Consider the following 13,239-nt stretch of genomic DNA (forward strand, 5'->3'; position numbering starts at 1 on the left):
GGGCTCAACCGAGTTCCCTTTGTTTAGTAATTCGTGCCTTTTTGTGAACCAACAAAAGACAAAATAAGCTCAATTTATTCGTTACGCCTCATTAAACAAAATAGAAATGAAAATGAAAAAAAGAAACCAACACAAGTATCAAAAACCAGAATGTACAATCTACAAATTAGCTTTAGAAGCCTTTGTTTGTACTTCGGTTTATCCTGATGCGCCACGAACCACAGAATCCGGCTGGGAAGATGGAGGAGATGTTGATGGTGGCACCATTGAATTCTAAAACAATCAAGAAACAACAATTCAAAAAAAAACAACAATGAAAATCAATCGTTTTAAGGTAACATTCATCTTGCTCTCCATGTTGGCCAGCGTGGCACTTTCAGGATGTAGCAATGAGGATAACATAGAAAGCCAGCCACAAGAGGGAATGGCAAAGATTTCTTTCAAAATCAATGAAAAAGATTATGAGGCTGGCGAAGATGTTGCCGGCACACGTGCGGCTGCGCCGACTAAGCCCAAACTGCAAGACTTAGGCGATGGATGGTTGGCAGAAGTAAGTCTTGAGCCCGACACCACCCATGCGAAAGAAGCAAAAGCGGCTGAAGCAAAGACACGTGCCATCTATGGCTCTGCCCACTACACCATTCAGGCTTATCAAGGTGGAGTGAAGAAAGGCGAACTCAAAGGAACCTTCCAAGGTTCAACCTTTACTCCTGATGCAGGCACAGCAGAATCCATTTTCTTGCCTCATGGCACCTACGACTTCGTTTGTTTCAACGATAAGGTTTCAGCCAACGGCACACAATTAACAGTGCATCGTGCTGACGCAGAAACAGCTCGTTATGTAGTGAAGCGCGGGGTGGTTATCAATCAAGACCCAAAACAATACGTAGCATTTGAGATAAAACATGCTGGAGCCTTTTTAGCTACAACTATTGCTTTTGTAAATTGTAACATCAAAATTTTTGGTACAAATGAGAGACGTTATACAAATCCTTGGGAAGGTACATATGTGGCAAGAAGTATTAACCCTACAGATCATATTCAATATTCTTGGACATCAAATTCTAACAGCATTCCGGAAACAATGAATTATGATTTTGTTACAAACACATATTCTTATCCTACTGTTGGGAACTATTCTTATTCCAGTAAAGTCGATTGGGGAACAACAATGTCTCCAGGGAAGACCAATACTTATCGGCTAAACACAGGCGCAGGATATGCTTACTTCCTTCCTACAACAGATTGTGCCAACTTAAAGTTTACGATTACCGATGGTAGCCTATATGATAGAAGTCTCACGGGCATGATTGCTGTTCCCATACAAAAGCAACTTGAAGCCAACAAACGTTATTTACTTGTTATACGCCTACTTATGACTAAACCTCTGTATTTATTTAGTGATGGAACCATTGGTGACCTTGATAAAAATGTGGGAAAGACGCCAATAGGAGTAATACCAAGACCTGATGGGAATTATGCTATAGCACTCAATGATGTCGTTGATTCGTATGGTGCCGGTTCCGCTAATATCCAATGGTCAAATACAACAACACAAGAAACATCAAGCGTTTATACAAATTACAAAGATTTATTACGTGAAGGTGTTAGTGGAGCAAGTGGGACTATTCCTGCGGTACAAGCTGCAGCGTCTTACCAATCACAAGTCAGCAGACCATCAACAGCTACAACTTCTTGGATGGTTCCAGGGCTCTCCCCTTTTCTTTGGTTGGGGGTCTCTTATGCAGGTTTACCTGAAAGAAAACAAGGAAAAGTTTTATATTATGATCCAGGAAATTATTTTGAAAATCTTATTCCTGAGGGAGCCTCATCTACAGAATTTATACCAAGCCCATCATTTATCAACTTTTCAAGTATGAATATGACAAGGTTTAATAAGGCATTTACAGATGCTGGTGGAACTGCACCTCAAGGACGCTATTGGCTGGACACAGAAGTTATTGATGGAGGACAAGCAAAACAGGTGGTCATTGATATTTCGTCAAGTGGTTATCGTTTAGATTTTGCCTCTAAACAAAGTAGTGCGAAAATTCGCCCTATCATACACTTTAAATCGAAATGGGACGATTAATGTTTAGTCTTAAAACGTCACACGGAAGCATAAAAAAGAGTTTTTAGCTCTAAACTTCCACACGGAAGCATGAAAAAGGGATTTTGGGTCTTAGACTTCCACACGGAAGCGCGAAAAAAGGATTTTAGGTCTTAGACTTTCACACGGAAGCATGAAAAAGAGATTTTTGGTCCTAAACTTCCACACGGAAGCATGAAAAAAGGATTTTTGGTCCTAAACTTCCACACGGAAACACTAAAAGAATATTTTGGGCGCCAGATGGCGACATCTCGGCGCTCAATTTTTATTTATTAACCTATTAATTTAAAATAGAATGAAAACAAAAATGAAGCCTTTGCAACACCCCAAGGTGCTCAAAGTGGAGGGGAGTAATTGCTCAAACTACATTAATTCGCATCACTTGCAGTTTCAGTTCAACATGTATGAATTGGTGAAAGCCGTAGACAAACTGAAGTTGCACCTGACGGATGAGTTGCTGAAGACTTGGGCCGACTGCTTGGACTTGGAAACAGAACTGAACAAGCAGGCCACGGCAACAGTCTACACCGAACAGATGAAAGCGTTCGACCAACAACGCGACGACCTGCTGACCAACCTCTTTGGTGTGGTGCGGGCACAACTGAAATCGCCTGTGGCAGCAGTGCGCGAGGCAGCGAAGGCGTTAGACAAAGGACTCGGCGTTTACGCAGGCATTCAAAGTAAGGCGGTCGACGCGGAAACGGCTGAGGTGCGTGGCATGCTGAAAGACTTAGAGCGCTTTGCCACTGAGGTGACGGCCTTAGGACTGGCGCCAGTTACGGCACAGTTGAAGACTGTGAACGATGAGTTTCAAAAGGTGTATAACACGCGACAGGAAAAGGCGGTGGACCAGAAAATGCCTGCATTGAGTGAGGTTCGTCCGCAGACCGATGCCGTCTTTGGCGTAGTTTGCCGCTACATTGAAGCCAGCTATCTCTTTGCCACAACCGATGACGACCGCGCCCTGATAGAGCGTTTGGTTGACCGCATGAATCAGGAAAGCGACCACTTCAAGACTTCGCACAAACAGAGCATGGCGCAGAAGAAACCCACGCCCAAGCCTACGCCAGAGGAAGAAAACAGGCTAAAAGCTGGATTCCCAGCACTTGAACAGCAAATGGAGCTTGAAAGTGGCAGCCTCTCGTTTACAGGCAAGACAAAGGGCACGGCAGCCAAGCGCAAATATGAATTGACCATAACAGGCAAGACCACAGCCGATGGCAAGCCCAAAACCATTTGGGTGGGCGTGAATAAGGATGGCACGCTGTTTCTCGTAGAAAAGGCGAATGAAAAGCCGAAAACGGGCGGCGGAACAACCGAACAGCCAGGCTTTGGAATTAAACATAAAAACCAACCATAAAATTGTCGAGCTTAGGGAAATGCGCAAAACCGCATTCAAAATTAACTCTTATTGCGACGAAAACCTACGCAGTGGCGTAGTTATACAATAGGTATCGTCATAAATACTCCTAAGTCTAAAGTGGTGGTGCGGCGCTGTTGCGATAACAGCGCTGCACCCTTTTTGTGCGTTTGCTATTAAATCAGAGATGTTATAGAGCGTTATTCCGAGCTTGTTTTGATGTATTCAAGTTTTGAATATTAGAAACTAAAAAAGCTGAATCTCAAAACAGAGATTCAGCTTAAATGATTGTATATAGAAAAGAAACTTATTCTTCTATAGCAGCTTGTGCCGCAGCCAATCGTGCGATAGGAACACGGAATGGAGAGCAACTTACATAGTTCAGACCCACACGATGGCAGAACTTAACAGAAGATGGCTCACCACCATGCTCTCCGCATATACCACATTTTAGGTTTGGACGGGTTGAACGACCTTTCTTCACACCCATTTCAACGAGCTGACCAACACCTGATTGATCTAAAACCTGGAATGGATCGACTTTCAGAATCTTCTTTTCCAAGTAAACAGGCAAGAAGCTTGCGATATCATCACGACTGAAACCGAAGGTCATTTGTGTGAGGTCATTAGTTCCAAAGCTGAAATATTCGGCTCTTTCTGCAATCTTCTCGGCAGTTAAGGCCGCACGTGGAATTTCAATCATTGTACCAATCTTGAATGGAATCTCAACACCTTCCTTTTCGAATAGCTGATTGGCAGTAGCGCGAATGACCGCCTCTTGCACATCAAACTCGTTTGCACTACCAATAAGTGGTACCATAATCTCAGGTTTTGGGTCGTAACCAGCCTTTTTCAAGTCTATGGCTGCACCCAAAATGGCACGTGTTTGCATTGCAGTTATTTCGGGATAGGTGTTACCCAATCGGCAACCGCGGTGACCTAACATAGGATTATGCTCGCTCAAAGAGTTTACACGATGCTGAATTTCTTCAACCGATATACCCATTTCTTCAGCCATAACCTTTTGTCCAGCGAGGTCATGAGGAACAAATTCATGCAAAGGTGGATCAAGTAAACGAACATTTACAGGATAACCATCCATAGCTTTGAGTATTCCGTAGAAGTCTTGTTTCTGATAGGGTAGAAGTTTCTCCAAAGCTTTTTCACGACCTTCTTTTGTATCAGCAAGAATCATCTCACGCATTGCCTTAATCTTTTCGTTCTCAAAGAACATGTGTTCAGTACGGCAAAGTCCTATACCTACAGCGCCAAAGTTACGTGCAATCTCTGCATCGTGTGGAGTGTCTGCATTTGTGCGAACGACAAGTTTTGTGTATTTCTGGCAAAGCTCCATCAACTTGGCAAAGTCACCTGTAACTTCTGCAGGTTTGGTTTTTACCTCACCTAAGTACACTTCGCCTGTAGAACCATTGATAGAAATATAATCTCCCTCGTGAATGGTAGTTCCGTCAATCTCTACTGTGCGTGCTTTATAGTCAACATTGATTGCTCCAGCACCGCTGACACAACATTTTCCCATGCCTCGAGCGACTACGGCTGCATGGCTTGTCATACCTCCTCTTGCAGTCAAAATACCTTCTGCGGCACTCATTCCGGCAAGATCCTCTGGGCTGGTTTCTATGCGTACCATGATAACTTGGTGGCCATCGTCGTGCCAATGTTCAGCATCGTCGGCAAAAAAGACTACTTGTCCACAAGCTGCACCAGGACTTGCAGGAAGACCACGAGTCAGTACTTTTGCGGTCATTTGCGCTTCTTTGTCAAATACAGGGTGTAGAAGTTCGTCTAATTTATTGGGTTCACATCTCAAAAGAGCCGTCTTTTCGTCAATTTCTCCTTCACGTAAGAGGTCCATAGCAATCTTAACCATTGCTGTACCTGTACGTTTTCCGTTTCGTGTTTGCAAGAACCATAGATGTCCTTCCTGAACCGTAAACTCCATGTCTTGCATGTCGTGATAGTGTGCTTCAAGCTTCTGTTGGATGTCATTCAATTGCTTGTAAATCTCAGGCATGGCTTCTTCCATAGACGGATACTTAGAAGCACGTATTTCTTCATCAATACATTGCTGCTCAGCCCAACGTAGTGAGCCTTCTTTTGTAATTTGTTGTGGAGTGCGAATACCAGCAACGACATCTTCTCCCTGTGCGTTTACAAGATATTCACCATTGAATCGGTTTTCGCCGGTAGCTGCATCGCGACTGAAGCATACACCCGTTGCAGAGGTATTACCCATGTTTCCGAATACCATAGCCATCACACTGACAGCTGTTCCCCATTCAGCAGGGATACCTTCCATCTTGCGATAGAGGATAGCACGCTCATTCATCCATGAATCAAAGACTGCACAGATAGCTCCCCACAATTGTTCCATTGGGTCAACTGGGAAATCTCGTCCGGTCTGTTCTTTGATTGCTTGTTTAAATAAGGTAACTAACTGCTTGAGTTCATCAACATTCATTTCATTGTCGAGAGCGATACCACGCTGTTTTTTCACTGCAATGATAATTTCTTCGAATGGATCGATGTCTTCTTTGTTAACAGGTTTCATACCCAATACAACGTCACCATACATCTGAACGAAGCGACGATAGCTGTCGTATGCAAAGCGTTCATTTCCTGTTTTACGTGCTAAACCTTCTACAACCTCGTCATTCAAACCAAGATTCAAGATGGTATCCATCATTCCTGGCATGCTGGCACGTGCGCCCGAACGCACACTTACAAGTAATGGGTTTTCAACATCGCCGAACTTTGAATGCATCAAATTCTCAATGTGTTTTACTGAAGCCTCTACTTCACCTTTCAAAAGTTCAACAACCTTTTCCTTTCCTTTCTCAAAATACTCATTACAAACGTCCGTTGTGATAGTAAAACCTGGAGGAACTGGCACTCCAATCAAGTTCATTTCAGCAAGGTTCGCTCCCTTACCACCAAGCAGATTTCTCATATCTGCCTTACCTTCAGCCTTACCATTACCGAAAGTATATACTCTTTTCTCACTCATAGTTGATTAGGTATAAATGCTTTTTATTAAAAATTGTTATTATTATAGTTGCAAAAATAACGTAATTCTCTTAAATAGCCAAACATTTAACTGCTTTTTTGCTAACTTCACCTTACATTTCTACTATCATTTTGTTTCATACTTTATGGCGCTCTTCAAATTTGAAGCAATGGCTAAAATACGATAAGAATATTCCTTTCGTAAATGATTACGTTTATAATTATTGTTAATTAAAGATTATCTTTATCCATATTTTTATAACTTTGTAACTCAATAAACAGCATTTCATGTAACGCTTGTTAAAAAAGATAATGATGAGATCTCTGTATAAGATATATTTTTTGACCTTGTTTGCTATGGTTTCTCCTTGTGTTTCAGGTGCCATTGTAAACACAAATTTGAATGAAATCTCCAAATCAAATGAGGCAGAGATTTCCATTCAGTCAGAATATACTGCGTATTATAGGAGGTGTTGGACAGGTTGTTTATATTTATAATGTAACAGGAGTTTGTGTTATGTCGATGCGAGTAGATAGCAATGACAAGCGTTTTGATTTGAATCTTCATAGAGGGTGTTACATTGTTAAGGTCGGGAAAACGGTCAGAAAGATTTCTGTATATTGATATGTAACATTTAATCCAATAAGTAGAATCTTCAATGTATCGAATTCTTTCAAGTATATTTTTCATACTTTTGTTTTGCATGGCGTGCAGCAATAAATATGAAAATCCCAATAAAAACATAGAATTATCAGATTTTGAGCCTTTAGGCTCATCGGCATTTACGCTGAAGGCCAAGCGTATTCAGCATTTTTTAAGGCAAACAGCCTTTGCCGATGCCGACTCAACAGCCACTGATATGCGTGTGAAATCGTACTATTTAAATGGTGGAACATGTATATGGATTAATCGACAAGGTGTTAATGACCAGGCTGATACCTTGCTTTCCTATCTGAAGACAGTCGACCAATTGGGTTTTAGCAAGAAAAAGTTTCGCGTTTATGAGATAGAAGAGGGACTGAAAAGATTTCGAACGTTAGACTTTGACAAACAAAGCAATTCCATTAATAAGGTTGCTGCTCAGCTTGAATACAACTTAACAAAGGCTTATTTACGCTATACTACAGGACAAAAGTTTGGATTTGTCAATCCCTATCGTCTGTTTAATCGTATGGATGTGAGGGATAGTGACTCTGTAAGTGTTAGTTATGCAACTCTATTTGATGTTCCCATGCAGCGTGTGGGGAAAGACTTTTATAGATCAGCATTAGATAAAATAGAGCATGATAGCGTGGGAGTATTCCTTCATGAGATACAACCTAAGAGCGAGTTATATTCACAACTCCAAAGTTTATTAGCAATAACACGGGATAAAAACGAAAGAAGAACTATCTTGTGCAATATGGATCGCTGCCGTTGGCGCTATAAAGATACGCCTGATTTGCATGAGAAATATGTTTTGGTAAATATCCCTTCGTTTCATTTACGCATGGTTAATCGTGATGATGTGAGAGAAATGAAGATAGGATGTGGTTCAAAAGATACTAAGACCCCATTGTTGACGAGCCGTATTATACGTATGGATGTCAATCCACAATGGATAGTTCCGCGTAGTATTATAAAGAAAAGTATAGTTAATCATTGTGGTGATAGGCACTATTTTGATAGCCATCATTTCTTTGTTAGACACAGAAAAACGGGTAAAAAGATACCTTTTGACCAGATCACAAGGGAGATGTTGCTCAGCAAAGACTATTTAGTCATTCAGACAGGTGGTTTGGGTAATTCACTCGGTAGAATCATTTTTCGTTTTCCTAATGGCTTTAGTGTTTTCCTGCATGACACAAATCAGCAGAATATTTTTTCTCAAACTGATCGTGATGTTAGTCACGGTTGTGTACGCGTAGAACGACCTTTTGACTTAGCGGTATTCTTGTTGAAAGATAAAGAGGCTTCAATCATTCGGAAGCTTCATTATTCTATGACTGCAAAAATAGGTGAAGAGGGGGTAAACTCTTCTGAAGAGGAACATAAAAATATGGAGAAAACAAGGCCTGATACTCTAAAAAAGTCACTTATTCTCAGGTCTTTGAGCGTAGAACCTCAGGTTCCTATCTATCTCACCTATTTCACAATATATCCTGATGGCAAAGGAAAACTTCAGCATTTCGCGGATGTTTATGGATTTGATAAAGTCATCTTTAAATCTCTTAGGAACTATGGTGCAGAATGATGTTATTCATATGCGATTGGTTTATGTGAGTGTTTGGAAAACAATTTGCGTCATTTAACCTCGTAATTAGATACGTTTTACAGGATAAAATGACGCTCTTTATGATATAATTCAATACAAAACCCAAATTGCTTGAATGTCATTCGAATAGCGAAAGAATGGGAAAGAAAATATAGATGTATGCAAAGATATTTCATTTATTTTTGTTATGATGGTACAGCATACCATGGTTGGCAGATTCAACCCAATGGCATGTCTGTGCAAGAAACTCTCCAAAATGCTTTGTCGACAATCCTTCGGCAGCGTGTAGAGATAGTTGGTGCAGGACGAACTGATACAGGTGTGCATGCACGTATGATGGTTGCACATTTAGATTTGGCCGAAGAAATTGAATGTGAGCAGTTAACCTATAAGCTCAATAGACTCCTGCCGCGTGATATTTCCGTTTTTAACATCCAACCTGTTGATAGTAACATGCACGCACGTTTCTCTGCAAAATGGCGTACTTATCGTTATTTCATCCACACACGAAAGGACCCTTTTCTTCGAAAATACTCGTATGAAAGTCCTTATTTGCTTGATTTTGAACTGATGGAGCAAGGAGCTGAGCTATTGAAACAACACCAAGACTTTGCTGCTTTTTGTAAATCGGGGGCAGATAATACAACAACACTCTGTACAATTAAAGAGAGTAAATGGGTTAAGACATCTCCTTATTCATGGTATTTTGAGATTACTGCCAATCGCTTTTTAAGGAATATGGTGCGTGCAACCGTTGGAACACTAATTTTGTTAGGAAGACATCGCATTACAATTAAAGACTTGGAACGAATATTAGAAGAAGGAAACCGGAGTCAAGCAGGTGAGAGTATGCCTGGACATGCTTTGTTTTTAGAAAATATAGAATATTAATAGATGATGTGGTTAATTTTAGCTTTTCTCTCAGCAGGCCTGTTGGGATTTTATGATTCGTTCAAAAAGAAAGCGTTAAACGACAATGCAGTGCTTCCGATTCTATTCTTGAATACGGTCTTTTCGTCACTAATCTTCTTGCCTTTTATCGTATTGTCATCAACCACTCATATCTTTGATGGCAGTATTTTCTATGTTTCACAAGGAGGTTGGGAGGTTCATCGCTATATCATTCTAAAAAGTTTGATTGTTTTGTCGAGTTGGATATTCGGCTATTTTGCAATGAAACATCTCCCACTTACTATTGTTGGACCAATCAACGCTACACGCCCTGTAATGGTACTTGTTGGTGCTATGCTTGTATTTGGTGAGCGTTTAAATGGTTGGCAGTGGGCCGGTGTAACACTTGCAGCCATTTCTTTCTTGATGTTGAGTAAGAGTGGACGTCGTGAAGGAATTGATTTTAAGCACAATAAATGGATTTTCTTCCTTGTGATTGCAGCATTATTAGGGGCTGTTAGTGGACTATACGACAAATATCTGATGGCAAATGCTACTGATGGTGGTGTTGGAATAGACCGTATGATAGTGCAAAGTTGGTATAACATTTACCAGATGTTATTAATGGGAATCATGATGATTGTATTGTGGTGGCCAACGCGTTATCGTACAACTCCATTTCATTGGGACTGGTCTGTGGTGTTTATCTCAGTGTTCTTATGTGCTGCTGACTTTGTTTATTTCTATGCTTTAAGCTTACCAGGGGCTATGATTTCAATTGTAAGTATGGTTAGACGAGGAAGCGTTTTGGTTAGTTTTCTGTCGGGAGCAATATTCTTTCATGAGAAGAATCTTAAGGCAAAAGCTTTTGATTTGGCATTAGTGCTGCTGGGAATGATATTTTTATATATAGGATCGAGAGGATAAAGTAGGGAAGAACTATACTTCTGAATTTATTTGTCAGATAATCTTTGCAAATCGATATAAATCTTGTATCTTTGTAGACATGATTGAAAGTAAAAACAATACGATATGGCACACAACATCTTCAAAGGCTTAGGAATAGCTTTGATAACCCCCTTTACATTAGAAGGTAAAGTGGATTATAAATCACTTAGACGGCTATTGGACTATCAATTGGCTAATGGCGCTGACTTCTTATGTATCTTGGCGACCACAGGAGAAGCTCCTTGCTTGACAAAAGAAGAGAAAGAAGAACTCACTTCGTTTATAAAAGGTGTTGTTGGAGGCAGGATTCCTATACTGAAATATTGTGGAGGAAACAATACTGCAGCTGTTGTCGATGAAATAAAAACAACAGATTGGACGGGAATTGATGGTATTTTGAGTATATGTCCTTATTATAATAAACCTTCGCAAGATGGACTTTACCAGCATTTTAAGGCCATAGCAGAAGTTAGTCCGTTGCCAATTGTATTATATAATGTACCAGGACGTACAGGAATCAATATGAAAGCAGAAACCACAGTCAAGCTTGCTAAGGACTTTTCTAATATAGTTGCTATTAAAGAAGCCAGTGGAAGCCTTGAACAAGTGGATGAGATAATAAAGAATAAGCCAGATAATTTCGATGTCATTAGCGGCGATGATGCACTTACTTTCTCTATGATTGCAAGTGGGGCAGCAGGAGTTATTTCGGTGATTGGTAATGCACTACCAAAGGAATTTAGCAGAATGATTCGATTAGAGTTTAATGGTGAGTATGAACCTGCACGCAAAATTCATCACATGTTCACAGAACTTTACTCTTTACTCTTTGTAGATGGGAATCCTGCGGGCTGCAAAGCATTATTAAACGATATGGGAATGATTGAGAACGTACTTCGACTTCCACTCGTTCCTACAACCATAACAACAAAACAAAAGATGGCTGATATCTTGAAAGAATTAAGAATATAATACATTCTTTAATTTCAAATGCAAACGATTTAATTTCTCTTTAAAAACGCTAAATATGCACTTTATAAAAGAGAATGATGGTATTTCTTTTGGAAGAACACAAAAAAATACCTATCTTTGCAACATGTTTTTCATGGTATTAGATTATTAAGGTTAAAGAAGAAATTGGTTGTCGTGAGGCAATCAATTTTTTTTCATTTATAACAAAGTTATTCATTTATTTTGTAAAACACATCTTTTGCGTTATCTTTGCATACAGAAAGCAGTGTTTCGGCTCTGTTGCTGGCGTTTGTTTTGACGCGAGAGGAAAGTCCGGGCAGCATAGGACACTCCACTTCCGAAAATAGAAGCTATTGGTGACAGTAGGTGTTGGTAGAAGAAAATAACCGCCTTGTAAAACGAAACTGAAAGGAATAGCCTTTCAAGTCCATTCAAGGTAAGGGTGAGAAGGTAGTGTAAGAGACTACCAGCTGACAGGCGATTGTCAGGCTGTGCTATCTGGAGGCTGCAAGTTCATGTATACCGTAGACTGAAAGTTGTCCGCTTAAAGATTATAAATCGCTACGGAGGGTAGAATGCTTAAGCTGTGGGGTGACTCACAGATTAGATAAATAACAGGGCGCCATCGCTTTGATGGAGACAGAACCCGGCTTATAGGAACACTGCTTTCTTTTTTCTTTATTCTTTAATAAAATTTATTTCGAAACATGAACTTTACCTTAAATGAAACAGAATACAAAGTAGATGATTTGCAACAAGCTGTTTGGCGGATGATTAATACATATGGAGAATCTGATGATTTTCCACAGATGAAAAGCTATGGTGTAACCAATGAATCTTTGCAATCATATTTATTTGATAAACAAATGATTCTTGATAGCATGGGAAGTGAACGTTTTCAAATGACTTTATGCGGTATCTTTATCGTTATTCCAATCTTTATTGCTTCATTTTTCCCAGATAAAGATTTACCATTTGGACGCTATACGGCTATTGTTTGTGGAGTAGGGGGAGCACTCCTCTTTGGAGTTATCAAGTTGTTTATGAATTATATCATCAAGAAAAGGCTTCAAAAGTTATTTGATAGCAATCATGAAACTTACATAGAACAAGTGCTTTCATATAAAAGATAATAGGAAAAAATAAAAGGTTGAGTATAAAACTCAACCTAAAAGAGGTACCTAGCAGAGTCGAACTGCTCTACACGGTTTTGCAGACCGTTACCTAACCGATCGGCCAAGGTACCATTTCGTTTCCGAATTGCGGTTGCAAAGGTAATATAAAAAAACAATTTGACCAAATATATTCATTGTTTTTTTTCTACTTTTTTGCATTTATCATAAAATGCACAGCCTGCACATTTGTAGTCTTTACATTTAACGTTGTTATAAATAGCCTTGTAGAGATTTCTTAATACAAAGCAGACTGAAAGTGCAATGACTACAAAAATTACAATATATTGAATGGAAATACTCATGCTGTATTTGGTAAACGGACAGAATTATATATTTTTATATATACAAAATCTGCCCGTATAATCAACCAGTTTTCAAATAATCAATTAATCAATTCATCTGTTTGCAAAGATATATTCAATTATTTTAAATTGCAATCCTCATTTTTTATGATTTTTCTTGTAAGCTTCTTAAATGATAAAACTAAAACTTTATATTGAT

9 protein-coding genes, 1 tRNA gene, 1 other RNA gene and 1 pseudogene are annotated in these 13,239 nt (G+C 39.6%); 10 read left to right on the plus strand and 2 right to left on the minus strand.

The features are described 5' to 3' along the window. Window positions 1-106: 106 nt before the first annotated feature. From HMPREF9420_RS12990 to HMPREF9420_RS01085, 3 genes are all read left to right on the plus strand, one after another. Entirely contained in the window at window positions 107-277 is a 171-nt protein-coding gene (locus HMPREF9420_RS12990) for a hypothetical protein (protein ID WP_007133530.1), read from the plus strand. Window positions 278-313: 36 nt separating this feature from the next. Next, window positions 314-2,092: a hypothetical protein gene (locus tag HMPREF9420_RS01080; protein WP_007133531.1), complete on the plus strand. Its 1,779-nt coding sequence runs from the start codon at window positions 314-316 to the stop codon at window positions 2,090-2,092. Between the two features lie 313 nt (window positions 2,093-2,405). Then, complete coding sequence (locus HMPREF9420_RS01085; RefSeq protein ID WP_007133532.1) at window positions 2,406-3,470, plus strand: DUF6261 family protein; 1,065 nt, start codon at window positions 2,406-2,408, stop codon at window positions 3,468-3,470. 307 nt (window positions 3,471-3,777) lie between these two features. Here HMPREF9420_RS01085 and ppdK read toward each other — a convergent pair whose 3' ends face one another. Continuing rightward, window positions 3,778-6,498, minus strand: a complete 2,721-nt coding sequence (ppdK, locus tag HMPREF9420_RS01090) for a pyruvate, phosphate dikinase (RefSeq protein ID WP_007133533.1) — start codon at window positions 6,496-6,498, stop codon at window positions 3,778-3,780. A gap of 311 nt (window positions 6,499-6,809) precedes the next feature. On the opposite strand from ppdK, the pseudogene HMPREF9420_RS12860 reads away from it, so the two are divergent. From HMPREF9420_RS12860 to HMPREF9420_RS01120, 7 genes and pseudogenes are all read left to right on the plus strand, one after another. Continuing rightward, a pseudogene (locus HMPREF9420_RS12860) lies at window positions 6,810-7,122 on the plus strand (T9SS C-terminal target domain-containing protein). Window positions 7,123-7,201: 79 nt separating this feature from the next. Next, the gene (locus HMPREF9420_RS01100) at window positions 7,202-8,731 is read left to right on the plus strand and encodes a L,D-transpeptidase scaffold domain-containing protein (protein WP_007133537.1); all 1,530 of its coding nucleotides are present in this window, start codon (window positions 7,202-7,204) and stop codon (window positions 8,729-8,731) included. A 180-nt stretch (window positions 8,732-8,911) separates the two neighbouring features. Next, on the plus strand, window positions 8,912-9,643 hold the full coding sequence (gene truA / locus HMPREF9420_RS01105; protein ID WP_007133538.1) for a tRNA pseudouridine(38-40) synthase TruA: 732 nt from the start codon (window positions 8,912-8,914) through the stop codon (window positions 9,641-9,643). Between the two features lie 6 nt (window positions 9,644-9,649). After that, a complete protein-coding gene (locus tag HMPREF9420_RS01110; protein ID WP_036906942.1) occupies window positions 9,650-10,570 on the plus strand; it encodes a DMT family transporter in 921 nt (306 codons plus the stop codon). A gap of 105 nt (window positions 10,571-10,675) precedes the next feature. Next, window positions 10,676-11,563, plus strand: a complete 888-nt coding sequence (gene dapA, locus HMPREF9420_RS01115) for a 4-hydroxy-tetrahydrodipicolinate synthase (RefSeq protein ID WP_007133540.1) — start codon at window positions 10,676-10,678, stop codon at window positions 11,561-11,563. Between the two features lie 262 nt (window positions 11,564-11,825). Beyond that, window positions 11,826-12,233: RNase P RNA component class A (gene rnpB / locus HMPREF9420_RS12940), an RNA gene on the plus strand. 37 nt (window positions 12,234-12,270) lie between these two features. Beyond that, complete coding sequence (locus HMPREF9420_RS01120) at window positions 12,271-12,696, plus strand: hypothetical protein (protein ID WP_007133541.1); 426 nt, start codon at window positions 12,271-12,273, stop codon at window positions 12,694-12,696. Window positions 12,697-12,738: 42 nt separating this feature from the next. Here HMPREF9420_RS01120 and HMPREF9420_RS13795 read toward each other — a convergent pair. Continuing rightward, window positions 12,739-12,809: transfer RNA gene (locus HMPREF9420_RS13795), tRNA-Cys, on the minus strand. Window positions 12,810-13,239: the final 430 nt, after the last annotated feature.

This window comes from Segatella salivae DSM 15606 (assembly GCF_000185845.1).
Taxonomy (GTDB): domain Bacteria; phylum Bacteroidota; class Bacteroidia; order Bacteroidales; family Bacteroidaceae; genus Prevotella; species Prevotella salivae.